17 protein-coding genes are annotated in these 22150 nt (G+C 40.1%); 11 read left to right on the top strand and 6 right to left on the bottom strand.

Features of this window, described 5'->3' with window-relative positions; all coding sequences use genetic code 11:
• Positions 1–10 precede the first annotated feature (10 nt).
• The gene (locus tag OLM34_RS03415) at positions 11–607 is read left to right on the top strand and encodes a manganese efflux pump MntP (protein ID WP_264405251.1); all 597 of its coding nucleotides are present in this window, start codon (positions 11–13) and stop codon (positions 605–607) included.
• A gap of 45 nt (positions 608–652) precedes the next feature.
• Here OLM34_RS03415 and OLM34_RS03410 read toward each other — a convergent pair whose 3' ends face one another.
• Both OLM34_RS03410 and leuS read right to left on the bottom strand, forming a co-directional pair.
• On the bottom strand, positions 653–1525 hold the full coding sequence (locus OLM34_RS03410; protein ID WP_264405250.1) for a YitT family protein: 873 nt from the start codon (positions 1523–1525) through the stop codon (positions 653–655).
• Positions 1526–1533: 8 nt separating this feature from the next.
• Entirely contained in the window at positions 1534–4287 is a 2754-nt protein-coding gene (leuS, locus tag OLM34_RS03405; protein ID WP_264405249.1) for a leucine--tRNA ligase, read from the bottom strand.
• 164 nt (positions 4288–4451) lie between these two features.
• Here leuS and OLM34_RS03400 point away from each other — a divergent pair, with 164 nt between their 5' ends.
• The 9 genes from OLM34_RS03400 (at position 4452) to OLM34_RS03360 (ending at position 16434) form a co-directional block, all read left to right on the top strand.
• The gene (locus OLM34_RS03400) at positions 4452–5096 is read left to right on the top strand and encodes a DUF4294 domain-containing protein (protein ID WP_264405248.1); all 645 of its coding nucleotides are present in this window, start codon (positions 4452–4454) and stop codon (positions 5094–5096) included.
• 91 nt (positions 5097–5187) lie between these two features.
• Positions 5188–7023, top strand: a complete 1836-nt coding sequence (locus tag OLM34_RS03395; RefSeq protein ID WP_264405246.1) for a YgiQ family radical SAM protein — start codon at positions 5188–5190, stop codon at positions 7021–7023.
• Between the two features lie 96 nt (positions 7024–7119).
• On the top strand, positions 7120–7848 hold the full coding sequence (locus tag OLM34_RS03390) for a NigD1/NigD2 family lipoprotein (protein ID WP_264405244.1): 729 nt from the start codon (positions 7120–7122) through the stop codon (positions 7846–7848).
• A gap of 199 nt (positions 7849–8047) precedes the next feature.
• Positions 8048–9031, top strand: coding sequence for a GntR family transcriptional regulator (locus OLM34_RS03385; RefSeq protein ID WP_264405243.1), 984 nt, complete (start codon positions 8048–8050; stop codon positions 9029–9031).
• Between the two features lie 105 nt (positions 9032–9136).
• Positions 9137–10906 carry an L-fucose isomerase gene (gene fucI, locus OLM34_RS03380; protein WP_264405241.1) on the top strand — a complete coding sequence of 590 codons (1770 nt, stop codon included), beginning with the start codon at positions 9137–9139 and terminating at the stop codon, positions 10904–10906.
• Between the two features lie 98 nt (positions 10907–11004).
• Complete coding sequence (gene fucP, locus OLM34_RS03375) at positions 11005–12339, top strand: L-fucose:H+ symporter permease (RefSeq protein WP_264405239.1); 1335 nt, start codon at positions 11005–11007, stop codon at positions 12337–12339.
• Complete coding sequence (locus OLM34_RS03370; protein ID WP_462477275.1) at positions 12336–12494, top strand: beta-xylosidase family glycoside hydrolase; 159 nt, start codon at positions 12336–12338, stop codon at positions 12492–12494. Before fucP ends, OLM34_RS03370 begins: the two co-directional genes overlap by 4 nt.
• 63 nt (positions 12495–12557) lie before the next feature.
• Positions 12558–14009 carry an alpha-L-fucosidase gene (locus OLM34_RS03365; protein ID WP_264405237.1) on the top strand — a complete coding sequence of 484 codons (1452 nt, stop codon included), beginning with the start codon at positions 12558–12560 and terminating at the stop codon, positions 14007–14009.
• Between the two features lies 1 nt (position 14010).
• The gene (locus OLM34_RS03360; protein ID WP_264405236.1) at positions 14011–16434 is read left to right on the top strand and encodes a glycoside hydrolase family 95 protein; all 2424 of its coding nucleotides are present in this window, start codon (positions 14011–14013) and stop codon (positions 16432–16434) included.
• Between the two features lie 74 nt (positions 16435–16508).
• On the opposite strand, the gene OLM34_RS03355 is transcribed toward OLM34_RS03360, so the two are convergent.
• The 3 genes from OLM34_RS03355 to OLM34_RS03345 all read right to left on the bottom strand — a co-directional run bounded on the left by OLM34_RS03355 (position 16509) and on the right by OLM34_RS03345 (position 18541).
• Positions 16509–16637: a hypothetical protein gene (locus tag OLM34_RS03355; RefSeq protein ID WP_264405234.1), complete on the bottom strand. Its 129-nt coding sequence runs from the start codon at positions 16635–16637 to the stop codon at positions 16509–16511.
• 216 nt (positions 16638–16853) lie between these two features.
• On the bottom strand, positions 16854–17345 hold the full coding sequence (locus OLM34_RS03350) for a TlpA family protein disulfide reductase (protein WP_264405233.1): 492 nt from the start codon (positions 17343–17345) through the stop codon (positions 16854–16856).
• A 215-nt stretch (positions 17346–17560) separates the two neighbouring features.
• Entirely contained in the window at positions 17561–18541 is a 981-nt protein-coding gene (locus OLM34_RS03345) for a DUF5106 domain-containing protein (protein WP_264405232.1), read from the bottom strand.
• 206 nt (positions 18542–18747) lie between these two features.
• Here OLM34_RS03345 and OLM34_RS03340 point away from each other — a divergent pair, with 206 nt between their 5' ends.
• Positions 18748–20535, top strand: coding sequence for a DNA polymerase III subunit gamma/tau (locus OLM34_RS03340; RefSeq protein ID WP_264405231.1), 1788 nt, complete (start codon positions 18748–18750; stop codon positions 20533–20535).
• 47 nt (positions 20536–20582) lie between these two features.
• Here OLM34_RS03340 and OLM34_RS03335 read toward each other — a convergent pair whose 3' ends face one another.
• On the bottom strand, positions 20583–22148 hold the full coding sequence (locus OLM34_RS03335; protein WP_264405229.1) for a sulfatase family protein: 1566 nt from the start codon (positions 22146–22148) through the stop codon (positions 20583–20585).
• Between the last annotated feature and the right edge of the window lie 2 nt (positions 22149–22150).

Raw genomic sequence — 22150 nt, 5'->3', positions numbered from 1 at the left:
GCTACTCAAAATGAGTAGCTTTTTTTTAATTATTATGGACATTTTTTCAGTAATTATTATTGGGGTTGGTTTGGCAATGGATTGTTTTGCAGTTTCGGTAAGCAAAGGCATATGCGCAAAAAAATTTTATATCCAACAAACACTAACAATGGCTTTTCTATTTGGTTTTTTCCAGGCTTTAATGACTCTAATAGGGTATTTTGCAGGACTGACCTTTATGGAAATGATAAAAAAAAGCGACCATTGGGTAGCTTTTGGTTTGTTAACACTCATTGGAGGAAAAATGCTTTTTGAAGGTACGAAAAAAAAGGATTCTGATTGCAACCACACCCAAATAAATTCATTCAGTTTCATAAAACTTATACCTTTAGCATTAGCTACCAGCATCGACGCCCTGGCAACAGGCATTATATTTGTACCCTATCCTCAAATTATCGGGAAAAGTGTTGCAATAATTGGCTTAATAAGTTTGTTTTTTTCTTTCATAGGTATGATGATAGGAATCCGATTCGGAAAAGGTTTTCATTTGAAAACAGAAATTTTAGGTGGTATTATTTTAATCGCTATTGGACTTAAGATCTTGATTGAACATTCGTTAGGAATGTAACAAGCAAAAAACAACCTATAATTAAAAATAATTTATCGGCAGAATCTACTTTATTCGATCAAAACCTTTTCCATATACACCAATAACAGAGGCCTGACTGACAAAGGCATTATCATCGATCTCTTTTACAAGACGAAAGATGGAGTTCGATTCGTTTCGTTTTGCAATTACAAGTAACACTTTTTGCGGTTGTTTAGAATACCAGCCGATACCTTCGAGCACAGTACATCCCCGATGAAGTTGTTCATTTATCTGAGTTGCGATTTCATCGTATTTAGAAGAAAAAATAAAAAACTGCACCGATTGTCGTATGCCATTGAGAGCCCAATCTACCGAAGTCGCCATTAAAGCAATAATGATAATGCCATAAACAATGGTTTCTATACTGCGAAAAATGAGATAAGAAGAAGAAACAATGGCTAAATCAACCAACAACATGGTTCTTCCGGGAGTAATGTTTCGATATTTATTAATGATCATTACAATAATATCGGTACCACCTGTACTGCCATTAACGGATAAAACAAGACCCACTCCTACTCCACACATAATAGCCCCGATAATTCCGGCTATCAGTGGTTCATTCGTCATAATGGGTTCCCATGAAAAACCTTCAAACATGCCAATAAAAAGAGCTAAAGAAACAACACCTACAATTGTTTTCAGCAAAAAATCCGTTCCTAGAATCCGAAACGAAATCAACAATAGAATTGTATTCAACATTAAAACGGAAACAGAAACAGGAAAGTCGAAAGCATAATTCAATAATACACCTACACCTGTAAGACCGCCGGTCACAAACTTATGAGGCATAATAAACTGGGTTATACCCAGCGCATACATAAAAGCTCCAAGAAAAATGGTAAGAAAATCTTTTACATAGAACTTCTTGAAAGTAAATTGAGCCTGCTTCTCCATAATTGAGATCAGATAACAATATTGACGATTTTTCCGGGTACTATAATAATTTTTCGAGGTGTTTTGTCTTCGACCCATTTTTTCGAGTTGGGGTGCTCCAAAACTGTTTTTCCGATTTCTTCTCGAGTAGCATCTGCAGGAAGATCGAGTGTGAAACGTGTTTTCCCATTAAAGGAAATTGCATATGAAAAGGTATTTTCCTTTAAATACTCTTCATTATATGTAGGCCATTGAACATCGAAAATGGTAGTTTCATTACCTAAGCGATGCCATAACTCTTCGGCGATATGAGGAGCGAAAGGAGATAAACAAATAGTTAAATCGGTTAAAATCGATCGCTTATTGCATTTTAAAGAAATCAATTCATTTACGCAGATCATGAATGCCGAAACGGCTGTATTGAATGAAAAATTTTCGATATCGAAGGTGACCTTTTTGATAAGTTTGTGTAACGATTTCAATTCTTCTTTAGAGGGTTCATCGTCAGTTACCAAAAAATTATCATCGGTGAAAAACAAATTCCAAAACTTACGCAAAAAACGATAAACCCCATCAATCCCATTTGTATCCCAAGGTTTAGACTGCTCGATAGGCCCAAGAAACATTTCATAAAGACGTAACGTGTCAGCACCGTATTTTTTTACGATATCATCCGGGTTTATCACGTTGAACATCGATTTAGACATTTTTTCAACCGCCCAGCCGCAGATATATTTGCCGTCTTCAAGAATAAATTCAGCATCTTTATATTCGGGATTCCAATTACGAAAAGCATCAATATCGAGGACATCGTTATGCACTATATTGATGTCCACATGAATAGGCATCGTGTCATACTGATCTTTCAAATTGAAAGAAACAAAAGTATTACTGTTTATAATTCGATACACAAAATTACTCCTCCCCTGAATCATTCCCTGGTTAATGAGCTTTTGGAAAGGCTCCTCCACGCATGAGACCCCAAGGTCAAAGAGAAATTTGTTCCAGAAACGACTGTATATAAGATGACCGGTAGCATGTTCTGTACCACCAATATACAAATCGACATTTTTCCAATAGTCATCCGCTTCTTTAGAAACCAGTGCTTCATTATTGTGAGGATCCATATAGCGAAGATAATAAGCTGATGAGCCGGCAAAACCCGGCATCGTTGAAACTTCAAGCGGATAACCTTCTTCGGTTTTCCAATTTTTTGCCCTTGCCAAAGGGGGTTCACCGGTTTCGGTAGGAAGAAATTTATCTACTTCAGGTAATTCAAGAGGCAATTTACTTTCATCGAGGGTATAAGGCATCCCGTCTTTATAATATATCGGGAATGGCTCACCCCAATACCGTTGGCGCGAAAAAATGGCATCACGTAAACGGTAATTCACTTTACGGTATCCTATTCCGCGTTGCTCTATTTCATCAATAGCCGCAGAAATGGCCTCTTGCACCGGAAGTCCGTTCAAAAAATCGGAATTCATCATAATACCCTCTTTGGCATCAAAACTTTCTTCCGATACATCACATCCTTCAATTAAAGGAATAATAGGCAAATCGAATTGTTTAGCAAAAGCATAATCGCGACTATCGTGAGCTGGCACTGCCATAATAGCACCTGTACCATAGCCGGCCAATACATAGTCCGAAATCCAAATAGGCAACAACTCTCCCGTAAAAGGATGTATGGCATAGGATCCCGAGAAAACCCCGCTTACCGTTTTATCTGCTATCCGCTCACGCTCGGTTTTCCTTTTTGTTTTCTCCAAATAGGCATCAACCGTTTCGCGATGTTCATCTGTTACAAGTTGTTCAACCAATTCGCTTTCAGGAGCTAATACCATAAAAGTAACCCCGAAAATTGTATCGGGACGTGTGGTAAACACATCAAACGAAACGCCGGTTTGCGTGTTAAAATGAACTACTGCTCCTTCTGAACGGCCAATCCAATTGCGTTGTGTTTCCTTCAATGAATCCGACCAATCTATTTTCTCAAGGCCGTCAAGCAATCGCTGTGCATAGGCCGAAACACGTAAACACCACTGGCGCATCTTTTTCTGTTCAACCGGATATCCTCCACGAATAGAAAAGCCCTCACTCACCTCATCGTTAGCAAGCACTGTTCCCAATTGCGGGCACCAATTTACCATCGTATCACCCAAGTAGGCAATGCGGTAGTTCATTAGTATTTCCTGTTTTTCTCTTTCCGATTTCGTTTTCCATTCGTCGGCTGTAAAGTGCAATTCTTTGGTTCCCTCGGCATGAATTCCTTCTGTTCCTCTTTCTTCAAAATGTTTTACCAAATTCTCAATAGGTTCGGCACGTTGAAGCTCATTATCGTAATAATGATGAAACATTTTTATAAAAGCCCATTGTGTCCATTTGTAGTAGTTAGGATCACATGTGATCACCTCTCGGCTCCAATCATACGAAAAACCGATTTTATCCAGTTGTTCGCGATAACGAGCTATATTTTTGTAAGTTGTAATGGCAGGATGCTGACCGGTTTGAATAGCATATTGTTCGGCAGGTAATCCAAAGGCATCGAAACCCATAGGATGCAGCACGTTAAAACCTTGAAGTCGTTTATATCTTGCAACAATATCTGAAGCGATGTATCCAAGCGGATGGCCAACGTGCAGTCCTGCTCCGGAAGGATAAGGGAACATATCAAGAACGTAATATTTCGGTTTTGACGAATCTTCCTTAACTTTATAAGTTTGATGATCGATCCAGTATTGCTTCCATCGTTTCTCGATTTCTTCGAAGTTGTAATCCATTTTTCTCCTTTATTTTAAAAAACGTTGCAAAGATAGTGAATTAATTAAGAAAGAGCAATCGAAAATTTTTTTGCTTAACAATCTCTAAACCCGAGCTTTAATTAACTACACTTAACGGTATTTTTTGCTAAGAACAGAACAATTATCTTATCTTTGTTTGGGTTATGAGAAATTATATTCACATATTATCTGTGATAATAGTCATGCTTTTGCCTTTATCTTCAAAAGCACAGTATCATTATGCCGATTATGCAACTAAAGGAAGTGGCGCTCATAGTTCCACCATTTACTTGATGCCAAATGTCTATCCGGCCGTTCTGATAGAAGGCGATACAGTTGCGTGTATGACTTTACGTGAATTCATTAAATATTCTCCTCTTCGCTTCTATTCTCACAAAGATGTAATTCAATACAACAAACTAATTCGTGATGTAAAAAGAACACTGCCATATGCCAAACAAATATCCAAAATCATTATCGAAACATATGAGTATATGGAAACCCTTCCAACGGAAAAAGCTAAACAAAAACATCTGGAAGCAATGGAAAAATATCTCTACAAAACCTATAAACCCCAAATGAGCAAATTAACCCGTTCCCAAGGTCAACTGCTCATAAAATTGGTAGATAGAGAAACAAACAATTCGGCATACGGTATTATCGACGGTTTCATGGGCAGTTTTAAAGCATGGACTTACAATGTATTTGCCGGACTATTTGGAAATAGTTTGAAAGTAAGATACGACCCTTATGGAAAAGACCGCTTAACAGAAAGAGTTTGTGTTCTGGTAGAACAAGGAGCGATTTAAATATCGCTCTTTTTTTATGAATAAAAAACACAATGATTTTTCCTCCCCATATTCTTTTAGTACCTTCACGGCGATATTTTTTATATTACAAATGGATTACGGATCACTACAACTCACCGACTGGTTACCAACCACAAAAAAAGAAATGGAAATTCGTGGCTGGGATTATGTCGATGTGATTTTGTTTTCGGGCGATGCCTATATCGACCATCCCTCTTTCGGAGCAGCAGTGATAGGAAGACTAATGGAGAAAGAAGGTTTACGAGTAGCCATTGTTCCTCAACCTAATTGGCGTGACGATTTGCGAGATTTTAAAAAACTTGGCACACCTCGATTATTTTTCGCCATTTCGGCCGGCGCCATGGATTCCATGATTAACCGTTATACGGCTAATAAACGCCTCCGTTCCAATGACGCCTATACTCCCGACGGACGCCCCGACATGCGTCCCGATAGAACAACTATCGTTTATGCCCACATCCTTAAAGAACTTTATCCCGATGCTCCTCTTGTAATTGGAGGAATAGAAGCCTCACTTCGCCGTATTACTCATTATGACTATTGGGATGACCGCTTGCATAAAACTATTCTCGCTGACACACATGCTGATCTTTTAATTTACGGAATGGGAGAACAACCCCTGAAACAACTCATTAAAGAGATAAAAAACGGCAAAAGAATAAATGAAATCTGTGATATTCCACAAACTGCTTTTCTTGTTTCTAAAAATTCAATCCCGCCCAATTCCTTTGGCGAGGAAAAACGCCTATTTTCACATGAGGAATGTCTGAAAGACAAGCTTAAACAGGCAAAAAATTTTCGTATAGTAGAAGAACAATCCAACCGCCTATATGCAGCACGTATTTTACAGGATGTAGATGACAAAACATTGATAGTTAATCCACCTTTTCCACCAATGACCGAAGATGAAATCGATGCTTCATTTGATCTTCCATATACTCGCCTACCCCATCCCAAATACAAAGGAAAACATATTCCGGCATATGAAATGATCAAATTTTCGGTAAATCTTCATCGTGGTTGTTTTGGCGGCTGCGCTTTTTGCACCATTTCGGCTCATCAGGGAAAATTTATTACCTCACGCTCCAAACAATCTATACTAAACGAAGTGAAAAAAATTACGGAGATGCCCGATTTTAAAGGCTATATCAGCGATCTTGGTGGTCCCTCGGCAAACATGTATCGTATGGGAGGGAAAGATTTATCCATATGCGAAAAATGTAAGAAACCTTCCTGCATTTACCCAAAAATTTGCAACAATCTGAATACCGATCATTCTGCTTTACTCGATATGTACCGCACAATAGATACAATGGCGGGGATCAAAAAATCATTTATTGGCAGTGGAATCCGTTACGATATGCTTTTACATGAAAGCGAAGATGAACAGACTAATAAAGCCGCAAAAAACTATATCGAAGAACTGATTACCCATCATGTTTCTGGAAGATTAAAAGTAGCACCCGAACATACATCGGACAACGTATTGCGTATTATGCGAAAACCATCATTCAATCAATTCTTTCAATTTAAAAAAATCTTTGATTCCATAAATAAAAAGTATCACCTAAATCAGCAACTTATCCCCTATTTTATTTCCTCACATCCGGGGTGTACCCTGTCAGATATGGCAGAATTGGCGGTTATAATCAAAAATCTAAATCTAAAACCAGAACAAGTACAAGATTTTACACCTTCTCCAATGACACTGGCTACTGAAATCTATTATACGGGTTATCATCCATATACACTTGAGCCCATATATAGTGCTAAAACAAAAGAAGAAAAAAACGCCCAACACCAATTCTTTTTCTGGTATCAATCCTCAAATAAACCAACCATAATTGCCGAGTTGAAACGAATCAATCGTCCGGACATAATCAAAAAATTATATCCAAAAGGTTAATATAAATTAAATACTAAAGATTTTTCTTTCTTTGTGCAGCGTTTTTTCGAATATTTCATCTTTATAAATAGAAATATTTCGAAAAACAGTCAACCTATGAAAAAATATTCGCTTTTCACCATTGTGGCTATTGTCATATCTTTTACCAACTTATCATGCGATGATAGTGGCTCCGGCAATTATCTGTTCGACATCGCTACTGTTGAAGTTCAAGATAATGGCACATTTGCACTTGTATTGGATAACGGCATAAGATTATGGCCAGAGGTATCTGATGTACGGTACGCAGGCAAAAACAGGCAACGCGTTTTCGTGAACTATACCATTCTTTCCGAAAAACATAACGGCTACAACTATTCAATTAAAATAAATGATATCTGGGATATTCTCACCAAAAACCCCATTGATCTTACAACACAAAATGCCGATAGTATAGGTAATGATCCCGTGAAAGTGAACAGCATATGGATTGGGAGCGATTTTTTGAATGTAGATTTCTTGTTTAATTATGGCGGAGTAAGACCTCATGCCATTAACTTGGTTAAAAATACCCTTATTACTCCACCTGATGACGGAAAAATCCACTTAGAATTCAGACATAACTCCTATCAAAGTCCGAGTACACAACTTTACGAAGGTTTTGTTTGTTTTGATCTAAAATCACTGCGGGTAAATGCAGCCGATTCCGTTCAATTATCGATTAAAGTAAAAGACTGGGATGGAGAAAAAATTTTTGATATAACATATCATTATAACAACGCTACACTTAAGAGCATAAAAGGCAAAAAAAGCATTCCCGTGATTTCGTCAAATGAATACTATTAATAAAAAACCAACCGATTAGTTCTATTTCTTATATGACTTTTTGATTTTCCAAAACCGGCAAAACCCTGTGAAGTGTGTTGCCGGTTGTTTTTTGTATCTATGTAAATCATGTTACAAAACATACAAAATAATTTCTTATTTATAATTAAACCCTCTATTTTTGATTTCAGATAAGTTCAGCACAGTTATTGTTTTTTTCATGAGTTTGAAATTCAATCATAGCACCACCAAAGTTCAACAGTTGGCCGATTATATCAGGCAATCCATAACTGTAAATGAATATAAAGTTGGAGAAAAATTGCCTTCGATAAATTTTTTAAGCCAAAAATACAATGTTTCGCGCGACACGGTTTTCAAAGCATTAACGATGCTGAAAGATAAAGGAATGATCGATTCCATTCAAGGCAAAAATTATTATGTACTAAACCAATCAACCCATATTTTTTTGTTACTCGACGAGTACACACCATTTAAAGAGGCGTTATATAACAGTCTGATTAAAAAACTTCCGGAAAGTTTTACAGTAGACTTATGGTTTCACCAATACAACGAAAGTTTGTTCAATACCATTGTCAACGAAGCATGTGGAAAATACAACCGCTATATTGTAATGAATTACGACAACGAAATATTTTCTGAAGTTCTAAAAAAAATCAATAAAGATCGTCTCCTATTGATCGATTTCGGCAAATTTGACAAAAAAGATTATGCATACATATGCCAAGACTTTGACGAAAGTTTCTATCGTGCACTCGAATTACTAAAAAAAGAATTATCCGGATATAAGAAACTAGCATTCGTATTCAATAAGTACCATAAACATCCACAGAGCAGCAAAATCTTTTTTTCGAGATTTTGCAAAGATAACGGATTCGACTTTGAAATCCTTGACGAAATAAAAGAAACAACCCCAATTCAGCGGAATTACTGTTACCTTGTCATCAAACAAACAGATGTGGTTAAAATCGTGAAGCAGGCAAGGTCAACTAACATGAAGATGGGGAAAGATTTCGGACTGATCGCATACAACGAAAATCCTTTTTACGAAGTCATTGGGGATGGCGTTTGCAGTATCAGTGTCGATTTCGATCTTATGGGAAGTCTTGCAGCAGATTTTGCTCTGACCGGAGAAAAAATTCAACGCTATCTGCCAACCAATGTATATCGCAGAAATTCAATCTGATTAAAAACATATGTTGCTTCCCGGGGAAGAATAGCAAATTTCAATACCCGGTTTCATTAATGTGCCACAAACCAAATTTTTAATTTACAATAAAATACTACAGCAATGGGAAAGTATCCTAAAATCGGTATCCGCCCCACGATAGACGGGCGTCAAGGAGGCGTAAGGGAAAGCCTTGAGGAAAAGACGATGAACCTGGCAAAAGGTGTTGCCAACCTTATTAGTTCCAATCTGAAAAACGGAGACGGGAGTCCCGTTGAATGCGTCATTGCCGACAGCACCATCGGTCGCGTGGGCGAAAGCGCAGCTTGTGCTGAAAAATTCGAACGCGAAGGTGTCGGCTCAACCATCACAGTAACTTCGAGCTGGTGTTATGGAACAGAAACGATGGACATGAATCCGCATTACCCCAAGGCTGTCTGGGGATTTAACGGAACAGAACGCCCGGGTGCCGTTTATCTGGCGGCCGTTCTGGCAGCTCATTCACAGAAGGGTCTTCCTGCCTTTGGCATCTACGGACATGATGTCCAAGACATCAACGATGATTCGATTCCTGAAGACGTAGCAGAAAAAATTCTCCGTTTTACCCGTGCTGCTCAGGCAACAGCCACCATGAGAGGAAAATCATATCTTTCCATCGGCAGCGTAGCTATGGGCATTGCAGGATCTATTGTCAATCCCGACTTCTTCCAAAAATACCTGGGTATGCGGAACGAATCGGTCGATTCTACCGAAATCATCCGCCGCATGAAAGAGGGTATTTACGATCATGAAGAATTTGAAAAAGCGATGGCTTGGACAGAAAAATACTGTAAGGTAAACGAAGGAACGGATTACAATCGTCCTGAAAAACAAAAAAGTCGTGCCGAAAAAGATAAAGACTGGGAGTTTGTCGTAAAAATGACCATCATTATCCGCGACCTCATGAAAGGCAATCCCAAGCTCAGGGAAATGGGTTTCAAAGAAGAAGCCATCGGGCACAATGCCATTCTGGCCGGATTTCAAGGACAACGTCAATGGACAGACTTCTTGCCTAATGGCGACTTCAGTGAAACCATCTTAAACAGCTCATTCGACTGGAACGGCATACGTGAAGCCCATCTCCTGGCAACCGAAAACGACTCACTAAATGGTGTTGCCATGCTGTTCAATCATTTGCTTACCAACAAAGCACAAATCTTTTCCGATGTCCGCACGTATTGGAGCCCGCAAGCCGTGAAACGCGTTACCGGAAAAGAGCTTACAGGATTAGCTGCCAATGGGGTTATTCATCTTATCAATTCGGGAGCAACCACACTTGATGGTACCGGTCGACAAACATTAAACGGACAACCGGCCATGAAAGAACCCTGGAACATCACCCAAGAAGAAGTGAAAGCCTGTCTGGCAGCCACTACCTGGTCGCCTGCCGATCGCGATTATTTCCGGGGTGGAGGATTTTCTTCTACGTTCCTGACGCGTGGAGGAATGCCTGTAACCATGTCGCGTGTGAACATTGTTGACGGATTAGGCCCCGTTTTGCAATTGGCTGAAGGTTGGACAGTAGATCTCGACCCCGAAGTGCACGAGATCATCAATAGGCGGACAGACAAAACATGGCCGACAACATGGTTTGCACCTCGTCTGACAGGCAAGGGAGCTTTCAAGGATGTTTATTCGGTGATGAACAACTGGGGAGCCAATCACGGAGCCATCAGTTACGGCCATATTGGTCTGGATTTAATCACGCTGGCTTCGATCCTCCGCATCCCGGTATGCATGCACAACGTGGAGGAGAGCAATATCTTCCGCCCTTCGGCATGGAATGCTTTCGGAATGGAAAAAGAAGGAGCCGATTACAGAGCATGCAAAAATTTCGGACCGATTTATAAATAAAAAACGTAAAGATCAAAGGAGAATGGCATTCAGTTTACTGTTTGGCAAATTAAACAGGTAAGCTGAATGCTGCTAATCGGTTAAACACAATAATACAAATGGAAAAAGTAAAACAACCCCTTCTCAAAAAAAACGGACAAAACTTCCTTGTCCCTTTCATTCTTATTACCTGCTGTTTTGCCTTATGGGGATTTGCAAACGATATTACCAATCCTATGGTAAAAGCATTCTCTAAAATTTTTCGGATGAATGTAACCCAAGGAGCATTAGTACAGGTGGCATTCTATGGAGGATATTTTGCAATGGCATTCCCTGCTGCTATATTTATCAGAAAATATTCCTACAAAGCAGGCATTCTGATGGGGTTAGGACTGTATGCCTTAGGAGCATTCATGTTTTTCCCTGCAAAAATATCGGGGAATTACTATCCGTTTCTTTTAGCCTATTTTATTCTAACCTGCGGTCTGTCGTTTCTCGAAACCAGCGCAAATCCCTATATTTTAACCATGGGAACAGAAGAAACGGCAACCCGGCGTCTTAATCTGGCACAATCGTTTAACCCAATGGGATCACTTATCGGAATGTATGTAGCAATGAATTTCATTCAGGCTCGATTGAATCCCATGAGCACAACGGAACGGGCAAGCCTTAGCAATGCCGAATTTGAAACACTAAAGCAGTCCGATCTTTCCATTTTGATTCATCCTTATCTAGCTATCGGAGGCATAGTTGCCCTTATGTTCATCATTATTCTGTTGACAAAAATGCCCAAGAATGGCGACTCATCGAATGAAATCAATTTTTTTCCCACGCTGAAACGCATATTCTCTATTCCCAATTATCGCCAGGGAGTGCTTGCCCAATTCTTTTATGTGGGAGCACAAATTATGTGCTGGACATTTATTATCCAATACGGAACACGCATCTTCATGGCACAAGGCATGGAAGAACAAACAGCCGAAGTTCTGTCACAAAAATACAATATTTTGGCCATGATTATTTTCTGCACCAGTCGGTTCATTTGCACCTATCTGCTTAAATTCTTTAATCCCGGAAAATTGCTTCGTACATTAGCTATTGCAGCGGGCATCTTTACTCTTGGCGTAATTTTTTTCCAAGATATTCATGGCCTTTATTGTCTTGTTGCGGTATCCGCATGCATGTCGCTCATGTTCCCAACCATTTACGGCATCGCACTAAAAGGGATGGGAGAAGATGCCAAATTTGGTGCAGCAGGACTGATTATGGCCATTTTGGGTGGTTCTATACTCCCCCCTGTACAAGCAGCTATCATCGATTTAGGGACGATCGGTAAATCATTCCCTTCCGTAAATGCATCGTTTATCCTGCCGTTCATCTGCTTTATGGTTGTAGCCTGGTATGGAGGTCAAGCTTATAAGAGGAGCAAAAGAGGAGGAATTTTGATGGGATAACATGTTCAAACACTATTCCTCATTTTATGGGATACCGTTTCGGCTTGTTTAATTACGTCACACAAAACAGGGGCGGAGATGTCGATTTCGACTATTTCCAAATAAAGGGAAGAAACCGGCGCGGACAACAATCTGAGATAATAATAAAAAAATAACCGGAAAATTACTATTCGTTATGATACAAAAAACTAGTATATACTATAATTAATTTGATGAAAATGAAATACGTTGGAATGATTAAAGCAGTAATTTTATTATTGGCAATTGCGGTAGAAAGCGTCTATGCTGTTGAACCACCGGCACCCGTATTGCCTGTACCGTCTGAAAATCAACTGGCATGGCACGAAATGGAAACAAACGCTTTCATCCATTTTACCATAAACACCTTCACCGGTCGCGAATGGGGATACGGCGATGAAAGCCTAACGTTGTTCAATCCCTCGGCCCTGAATGTCGATCAATGGATCTCGACTCTCAAAGACACCGGATTCAAAGGTGTTATCCTAACCTGTAAACATCATGACGGATTTTGCCTGTGGCCATCGAAATATACGGAACATTCCATAAAAAACAGTCCGTACAAAAACGGGAAGGGAGACCTTGTAAGAGAAGTAAGCGAAGCATGTCGAAAATATAACCTGAAATTTGGAGTTTATCTTTCGCCTTGGGACAGAAACCACAAAGATTACGGAAAACCTGCCTATATCGACTATTACAGAAATCAGCTCAAGGAATTGTTCACCGATTATGGTCCCGTTTTCGAAATGTGGTTCGATGGCGCCAACGGGGGAAACGGGTATTATGGCGGTGCAAGAGAGACCCGAAAAATAGATCCCAAAACGTATTACGATTGGCCAACAACCTTGGCCTTGATACGCAACATTCAGCCACAGGTCCTTTTCTTCAGCGATTCCGGTCCCGATATCAGATGGGTAGGAAACGAAAAGGGATGTGCCGGAGAGACCAATTGGAATACCCTTACCCCCGACACGCTTTACCCGGGAAAACCGGGGATCGGTGATTTGTTGAAAACAGGATCTATCGACGGTACAAAATGGATTCCTGCCGAAGTTGATGTATCGATCAGACCGGGATGGTTTTACCATTCGGAAGAAGACGCATTGGTGAAAACTCCGGAACAGCTTTTCGATATTTATTTGACATCGGTAGGCCGTGGTGCTGTCCTATTGCTAAACGTTCCGCCGGACAGAAGAGGGTTGATTCATGAAAACGACGTGAAATCCCTTGAGGGTTTCAAACGACTATTGGATTCCGTTTTTGCGAACAACTTGGCAGAAGGAGCTACAGTAAAAGCATCCGCTTACAGAGGAAAATCGGAAAAATATGCTCCCTTGAACTTAATAGACGGCAATAAGGAAACTTACTGGGCAACGGACGACGAGGAAAACACCGGCCGGTTCGAAATCGACTTCGGTAAACCACAAAACGTTTCCTATGTTCTGTTGCAAGAATACATCAAATTGGGGCAAAGAATCAAATCATTTTCGGTAGATGCATGGAAAGATAATAAATGGCGCCAAATTTCCGAAGGAACAACCATCGGTTACAAAAGAATATTGAGAGTTGATCCGGTGATCACACAAAAAATAAGGGTCAATATCCTGGATTCCAAAGCATGTCCGGTTTTATCTAACGTAGAAGTGTATTGAGATGAAGAACTATTTTTACGGCTTTCTTTTAATTGTGCTTCCCTTCACGCTTTGTGCAACAAAAACCACAGAAAATGCCCTTGTATTGCAATATCCTTCGCCTGCCGAAATTTGGGAAGCTACTCTTCCGCTCGGCAACGGACGTATCGGGATGATGCCCGATGGAGGTATCGACTCAGAACACATCGTTTTGAACGACATCACCATGTGGTCGGGAAGTGAGGATACTGAAGCATTGCATCCCGAAGCCATTCATTATCTCCCTGAAATCCGTAAATTACTGCTCGAAGGCAAAAATCTTGAAGCCCAAAACATGATGTATCAACATTTCCACTGCGGAGGAAAAGGATCGGCTTTTGGGCAGGCAAAAGATACCCCGTATGGATGTTTTCAGATGCTCGGAGATTTGCATATTCGTTATTCGTACCCTAACAACGATCCCGTCAACAACTATCGACGAACGCTTTCGCTGAACGAGGCGGTTGCTTACACCTGTTTCCAAAAAGGAAACACGAAATACGCACGTGAATACTTTGCATCGTTCGCTGATGATATCCTGATAATCCGCCTTACGTCGAACAAGAAAAAAGGCATCAATTTTGAATTGACCCTCTCTCGTCCCGAAAGGGCAACAATTTCCGTAAAAAACAATGTCTTACAAATGGAAGGACAGCTGAATGATGGCTTCAATACCGATAAAGGGGTTCGTTACCTTACAAAGGTACAAATCATCAATAAAGGCGGTACGCTTTTGTCCGACGATTCCTCAATATCACTTGACAAAGCCGATGAGGCAATCATTTTTATCTCTACTTCTACCGATATGTTGGACAAAAATTATCGGGTTAGTGTGGACAAATTACTTGCAAAAGCGGGTGAAACCCCTTATAAAAGACTGAAAAAAACGCATATCAACAGCTATCACACTAAGTTCGACCGTGTGGAACTGAATTTAGGCAAACAAAACAACGATTTGTTTACCGATGAACGTCTGAAAGATTTTCAGCAAAGCAACGACCCTTCGTTTGCAGCATTATACTTCCAATTTGGACGATATCTGATGATTAGCGGAACACGCGAAAATTCTCTTCCGCTTAATTTACAGGGGCTGTGGGCTAATACCGTGCAAACGCCATGGAATGGCGACTATCACCTAAATATCAATGTTCAAATGAATTATTGGCCTGCAGAAGTGTGCAATCTTTCAGAGCTGCACAAACCCTTGCTCCATTTCACACAATCGCTTGTATCTTCGGGAGCCGCTACCGCAAAAACGTTTTATGGAGCCGAAGGTTGGGTGGCTCATGTAATTACCAATCCATGGCATTTTACAGCACCGGCCGAACATGCGTCGTGGGGAGCAACCAACACCGGAGGAGCCTGGTTGTGCCAACATTTATGGGATCATTACGCTTTCACGCAAGACAACGTTTATCTACAAACCATTTATCCTACACTAAAGGGAGCGGCCGATTTTTTTCTGTCCAACATGATAGAAGAACCCACACATGGATGGATGGTAACTGCTCCGTCGTCTTCGCCGGAAAATGCATTTTATCTTCCCGGAAGCAAAGTACCTGTTTATGTATGTATGGGACCAACGATAGACGTGGAAATTATTCGCGAATTATTTGATAATGTGCTTAAAGCTGCCGAGATCCTCGATATTCGGGATAAAACCGTCGAAAAAATCAAGGTAGCGAAACCCAAACTGCCTCCCTTGCAAATTAGTTCCAAAGGCTACCTTCAGGAATGGTTATATGACTACGAAGAAGTGGATCCACATCACCGTCACGTTTCACATTTATATGCCTTATACCCCTCCAATCGGATATCCCCTTACAAAACACCTCAATTGGCAGAAGCAGCCCGTAAAACGTTGGAACGACGCGGAGATGGTGGCACCGGCTGGTCGCGCGCATGGAAAATAAGCTTTTGGGCACGACTTCACGATGGGAATAGGGCATATAAACTCGTAAAGAACCTTCTTCAACCGGCTATCGACAAAAAAACATCCATGTCGGGACAAGGAGGTGGAACTTATCCTAATCTTTTCTGTGCTCATCCGCCATTTCAAATCGACGGGAACTTTGGAGGAACAGCCGGAATTGCTGAAATGCTTATTCAAAGTCAAGATGGGTATATCGAATTACTCCCTGCGCTTCCCGACAATTGGGCAACCGGCAGTTTTAAAGGTTTGTGTGTCCGTGGTGGAGGAGAAGTAAATGCACACTGGAAAAACAAACAAGTAACATCAATCACCATCAAATCGCATGCAAACCATACATTCAAAATAAAAATTCCCTCCTATGCTCGCACTATAAAACTAAACAAGAAAAAATTCAGTGAACAAAAAGAATATATTTCGCTTCCGATGAAAAAAGGAGACATTGCTGTTATCGTTATCGATTCATTCTCTCACTAATCATCTTACAGGAAATTCGTAAAAATTCTGTAGCCCGCTGCCAATCATGATCTGTGCGATAATGATATATGGAGTCAACACCTTTCTACGACACAATGGGTCAGGAGGAGATTCAACTCGCGAATACCTTCAACTGCCAAACCTGCTACAGCCATCGTGGAATCCCCTATCATATATATCATCATACGTTCCTTCTGACTCATGGCGCAAAAAAGATTTCACTATAACAACTATAACAACGATCAGCATATACATGCCAACTTTTATAATGTTTGTTTCCATAATATCCCATTCTTCTAAAAAATCCTTTCAAATATAAATTCCATATCCATTTACCGGGATATACAAGCGGTATGAGATATAAAAAAAAGCTGTTCCACGTTGAGAAACAGCTTTCCTATTTTTATCATCCTATTAAATTAAAGAATGATTTTCAAATTTTCAGGAGTAACATTTATTGCCATAATTACCCCGTTTTCATCGATCAAGTAATTTTTGAAACCCCTATTCAAGCGAAATTTTTTATATATCTCGGAACGGGTTCCATTTGCATCGCAAAATTGCGATTCGATTTCGAGCTGATCCCATCGTATTGTCTTTTCAAACACATTTCTGTTCTCATCAAAAGAAATAGACAAATACGCAATATCCGGATAATTTTCTTTTAAAAAATTGTATATCCGAATATTTGATGCTCTTGAAGAAGCATCATATGCAGCCCAAAAATTCACGATTACTTTTTTGCCTTTATACTCGCTTAAATCCAGAATGTTCCCCTCGATATCGTGTAACACGATATTCGGAATCCGTTCTCCGGGATAATAACCCATAGCAGGTTTATCGGTTTTTATTGATCCCGATGACATCATAAGCGAAGCAATTACAAGAAGGCAAAACTTCACATACTTCATAAATTTTTGTTTTAAAGAATACTCAAATCTTACCCTATGCCTCACGCAAGTGATAAAATTCATTTTAATCGATCTTTCGCTAAAGATCATTTATTAAATTTGAGACACAAAAGTAGAGTACTTTCTTTGAAGAAAAAAAAAATCGAATAAAATAATTGTTTCTATATGTTAACGTATGTTTTTGGCATACTTATAAATAAGTAGCAACCAAATATTTATGAAGAAACAGAAAAAAACCCTTCAACGGCCTCGAGAGGTGAATCTTTTAAAATTACCTTTTTATTTTTATCAAGCAAATACAATATGGGATAAGCATTGATATCGTAAAGATTCTTTTTGGTGATGACCATACCTTGATCATAGGCATTCGTCCATTCAGCAGGTAATTGAGGTAAATAATCGAGCCATACATTGAGGTTTTCGCCGGGATAAACGGTTAAAACCGTCAACATGGTTCGGGTAGGCGAATTCATTTTCATAGCATTGTTAACAGATTCCGATTCCTTAATTTGTCGGATAACCGCATCACAAGTGGAACATTCGGGATCGAAAAAAATTAAAAGGAGATAATCACTTTTGATGGAATATAAACTTAAAGTTTCTCCCGATGCCAGTGTATAATTAAAATTGGCTGCCTTTTTCCCCACACGATTTTTATTAACCATGGAGAGTTGGAATTTGTATTTCGATTTTTCTGCTTTGGAAAGCGATGACGATTTTATCAATTGCTTCAATACCACAAGATAAAATTCCTCATTACGAAAAGGAGAATTCGGCTCATAAAGATATTTTTCAAAAAGCGAAGCAAAATAAGCATGCATCGCATCATTTTCTTTCATTTTTTTTAAGGTATAATGCAACGATTTCTTTGCATCTTCAAACGAAACATAATTTTGCAGAATGTGAATATAATCCACAAACGCCTGTTCTGTAATCTCAGGACGAGAAATAAGTCGCTCGTTGCTAAAATCGAATCGATCCCAATAATGCATTACCAAAAATTTCCCTCTCTCCTCCGGAGAAGTAATGTCTTCCGGAATTTGAGGTAAATGAAAAATATTCTCCGAAACAATTTGGGTGCTCGATCCGGCCCTTTTGAGTTCGACATTAGAAGAAGCTTTTCTGCTCGACGAACAAGCCGTGGCACCCAATATAAAAAACAAGAAAAAATATGTACACACTGACTTCATGCTCATGTTTGCTCATCCAATTCAATTTCGAAAAGTAAAGATACAAAAATATTCTGTAAACAAGGCAAACCTATTTATACAGATTCAACCGGCAAGTATAAAACGGATCCACTTAAAAATTATCAGCCGATGCCATGCACTTCAATGCTATACTTAAACGATAGAAAACGAATAATTTTGTATATTTGTGTTTTACAAAATCAGTAAAAAGAATGGATAATTACATAGTATCGGCACGAAAATATCGCCCAAGCACATTTCGCTCCGTTGTCGGGCAGGAAGCATTGACAACAACACTTAAAAATGCTATTGTCAATAACAAATTAGCCCATGCCTATTTGTTCAGTGGCCCTCGCGGAGTCGGGAAAACTACATGTGCTCGTATTTTCGCAAAAACGATTAACTGTTTTCATCCTACTGCGGATCATGAAGCATGCAACGAATGCGAATCGTGCGTTGCATTCAACGAACAACGTTCTTATAATATTCATGAACTCGATGCAGCATCAAACAACGGTGTGGACGATATTCGGGCATTGATCGAGCAGGTACGCATTCCACCTCAAATCGGTAAATATAAAGTGTATATTATCGACGAAGTGCACATGCTTTCTACCGCTGCGTTTAATTCATTTTTGAAAACGTTGGAAGAACCACCGGCACATGCCATTTTTATTCTGGCTACAACAGAAAAACATAAAATTATCCCCACTATTTTGTCACGCTGCCAGGTATACGATTTCAACCGAATCAACATTTCCGATATCGTTCATCACTTGGAATATGTGGCAGAACAGGAAAACGTTAAAACCGAAGTCGAAGCGCTGAATATTATTGCACAGAAAGCAGACGGAGGCATGCGCGATGCGCTTTCCATTTTCGACCAAATGGTAAGCTATACAGGAGGGAATATTACTTATAGTGCTGTTATTGATACGCTCAATGTGCTGGATTATGAATACTATTTCAAACTGACAGATACTATTCTCGCGGGAAATGTAGTCGATTGTCTGCTGATACTCAATGATATTTATAATCGCGGATTCGAAGGACAATACATTATCGCTGGTTTAGCCTCTCATTTTCGGGATCTGTTGGTTTGCAAAGATCCACGTTCGGCTCAATTGTTTCAGGTTGGCTCTTCCATCAGAAATCGCTACACTGAAACCGCAAAACGATGCAGCAACGAATTTCTCTATCAGGCAATTGACATGGCAAACACCTGCGATCTCAACTATCGTGCAAGCAAAAATAAACGATTGTTGGTGGAACTGACATTGATCCGCCTTTGTCAGCTGATCGAAAATCCTACAGAAACGACTCTCAATCCTAAAAAAGACGAGACAACAATAAAGCCCATCCAAAAACCGGAACAACCCGACGCAACAACCACAACCTCCCGATCTAAAGCGACAGCAGCAACGTACGCATCAACCCCCAACGTTGAAAACAAAATCAAGGAGCCTCCATCCGAAGAAAAGGAATCAAAGGCTGCCTCAACTAACATTCTGCCTAATAAAGAAGCTCCATTAAAAAAAAGAACCGTATCGATTAACGAAATGGGCATTTCTATTTCCGACCTGAAAAATGAAAATAAGAAGGAAAATACATCAGGGCCAAATAACAAAAAAAACGGTTCCAAACCTTTCACCGAAGAAAATCTGATAAATGCATGGAAGGCCTATACAGATGCGCTTACAGAAGAAAAATTATTGAAAAACACCATGTCGCTCTATTTGCCGAAATTGCTTGCGGAAACACTTTTCGAAGTTGAAGTGAACACCGACATCAACAAGCACTATTTGGAAGACAACAGCGCTTCTATTCTTGCCTATTTAAGAGAGAAACTCCAGAACGATGATGTTACCATGACCATAAAAATCGCAGAAGGAAATGCTATTAAAAAGCCGTTGACCTCCCGCGAAATTTTTGACGAAATGGTAAAACAGAACTCCTCACTTCAAAAACTTTCCGATGAATTCGGTCTGGAACTAAGCTAGAAACAAAAAACACCGGTTATCTTCTCCCATTTCACAGGAATAGTTTTTCATAAGGGATACTGCTCCAAAATGGGATCATCGTATTGCTGCTGCAAACGCTTCAATTCGGATTTCAATTCTTTCGTGATTTTCTCGTAGCCTTCCTTTCCGTAAAGATTATGCATCTCAGTCGGATCGTTCTGCAAATCATACAATTCCCAGGAATCGATATCGTTATAGAAATGGATCAGTTTATATCTTGCCGTCCTGACACCGTAATGACGTTTCACGGCATGTTCGCCGGGATATTCGTAATAATGATAATAGAGCGATTCGCGCCAATTACGCGGCTTCCCTTCCTTTTCAAGCAAAGGCAACAGCGAGACGCCCTGAATGTCTTGGGGAATTGCGCAGCCGGCCAGGTCGAGCATGGTAGGCGCAAAATCGATGTTTTGCACCAAAGCATCAATGCGTCCCCGTTTTTTTAATGAAGCCGGCAAATGAATCACCAACGGCGTGCTGAAAGATTCTTCATACATGAATCGCTTGTCAAACCATCCGTGCTCGCCCATATAAAATCCCTGGTCCGATGTATAAAAAACAATCGTATTTTCCATCATTCCGTTCTTTTTCAAATAATCCAGTACCTCACCCACATTTTCATCCAGCGACTTCACCACTTTGGCATAATCGCACATGTAACGTTGGTATTTCCATTCCGCCAACTCTTTCCCTTCCAAAGGTGAGGCATAAAAAGAATCGATAATGGGCTGATAATGCTTGTCCCAAGCCGCACGCTGGGCTTCGTTCATCCTACCGTAAACATTGTCGCTATACGTTTTCGACAATCGCGTTTGCACACTGTCGCGCATCATTTTAAGATCGTAAACCATATCCATATCCTTTGCAATGCTCATTTCCTGTTGCGATGCAGCTATACGACCCGCATAGTCGTCGAAAAAATTGGAAGGAAGTTCAAACGTTTTGTCTTCGTATGCATCCAGGTGAGTGGTATCCGACATCCAGTTGCGGTGGATAGCTTTATGGTGAATGAAAAGGCAAAACGGCTTATCCTTGTCGCGCTCCTTCTCCAGCCAATCCAAACTCAGATCGGTAATGATGTCGGTTACATATCCTTCGTAGCGTTTCCGACCCTCTGCCGTGAGAAAATCCGGATTGTAATAATCTCCCTGACCGGGCAAAATTTCCCAATGGTCGAAATGCTTCGGCTCCCCATCCAGATGCCATTTCCCGATCATTGCCGTTTGATAACCTGCTTGCTGCAACAACTCCTGAACGGTTTGCTGACTCCCGTCAAAAGCCGTACGATTATCCAATTTCCCGTTCTTATGGCTGTGCTTACCTGTCAAAAGACAGGCTCGGCTCGGACCCGAAATCGAATTGGCAACAAAGGCATTCGTAAAAATTACCCCTCCTTCGGCTATCCTATCCAAATTGGGCGTCTCGATATGACGCTTATCGTAACAGCTCATCATTTGACGCGTATGATCGTCGCTCATGATAAACACAATGTTGTAAGGGTGAGAATGCTCCACCTTTTTGCTGCTCCCGCAGGAAGATAATGCAGCCATGCCCAAAAAAGGATAAAACAGCTTTAATCCGATTGTTTCCATAT

This window comes from Anaerorudis cellulosivorans, from assembly GCF_025943985.1.
In the GTDB taxonomy this organism is placed as follows: domain Bacteria; phylum Bacteroidota; class Bacteroidia; order Bacteroidales; family Dysgonomonadaceae; genus Anaerorudis; species Anaerorudis cellulosivorans.
Note: the sequence above shows the minus strand (reverse complement) of the source record. Positions and strands in the feature narration are given on the sequence as shown.

Coding starts and splice junctions, on each gene's coding strand:
- leuS (WP_264405249.1), bottom strand. CDS start 4,287: ATGGATTACAACTTCGAAGAAATCGAGAAACGATGGAAGCAATACTGG.
- OLM34_RS03415 (WP_264405251.1), top strand. CDS start 11: ATGAGTAGCTTTTTTTTAATTATTATGGACATTTTTTCAGTAATTATT.
- OLM34_RS03335 (WP_264405229.1), bottom strand. CDS start 22,148: ATGGAAACAATCGGATTAAAGCTGTTTTATCCTTTTTTGGGCATGGCT.
- OLM34_RS03365 (WP_264405237.1), top strand. CDS start 12,558: ATGAAATACGTTGGAATGATTAAAGCAGTAATTTTATTATTGGCAATT.
- fucP (WP_264405239.1), top strand. CDS start 11,005: ATGGAAAAAGTAAAACAACCCCTTCTCAAAAAAAACGGACAAAACTTC.
- OLM34_RS03390 (WP_264405244.1), top strand. CDS start 7,120: ATGAAAAAATATTCGCTTTTCACCATTGTGGCTATTGTCATATCTTTT.
- OLM34_RS03400 (WP_264405248.1), top strand. CDS start 4,452: ATGAGAAATTATATTCACATATTATCTGTGATAATAGTCATGCTTTTG.
- OLM34_RS03340 (WP_264405231.1), top strand. CDS start 18,748: ATGGATAATTACATAGTATCGGCACGAAAATATCGCCCAAGCACATTT.
- OLM34_RS03350 (WP_264405233.1), bottom strand. CDS start 17,345: ATGAAGTATGTGAAGTTTTGCCTTCTTGTAATTGCTTCGCTTATGATG.
- OLM34_RS03395 (WP_264405246.1), top strand. CDS start 5,188: ATGGATTACGGATCACTACAACTCACCGACTGGTTACCAACCACAAAA.
- OLM34_RS03360 (WP_264405236.1), top strand. CDS start 14,011: ATGAAGAACTATTTTTACGGCTTTCTTTTAATTGTGCTTCCCTTCACG.
- OLM34_RS03345 (WP_264405232.1), bottom strand. CDS start 18,541: ATGAGCATGAAGTCAGTGTGTACATATTTTTTCTTGTTTTTTATATTG.
- fucI (WP_264405241.1), top strand. CDS start 9,137: ATGGGAAAGTATCCTAAAATCGGTATCCGCCCCACGATAGACGGGCGT.
- OLM34_RS03410 (WP_264405250.1), bottom strand. CDS start 1,525: ATGGAGAAGCAGGCTCAATTTACTTTCAAGAAGTTCTATGTAAAAGAT.
- OLM34_RS03385 (WP_264405243.1), top strand. CDS start 8,048: ATGAGTTTGAAATTCAATCATAGCACCACCAAAGTTCAACAGTTGGCC.
- OLM34_RS03355 (WP_264405234.1), bottom strand. CDS start 16,637: ATGAGTCAGAAGGAACGTATGATGATATATATGATAGGGGATTCCACG.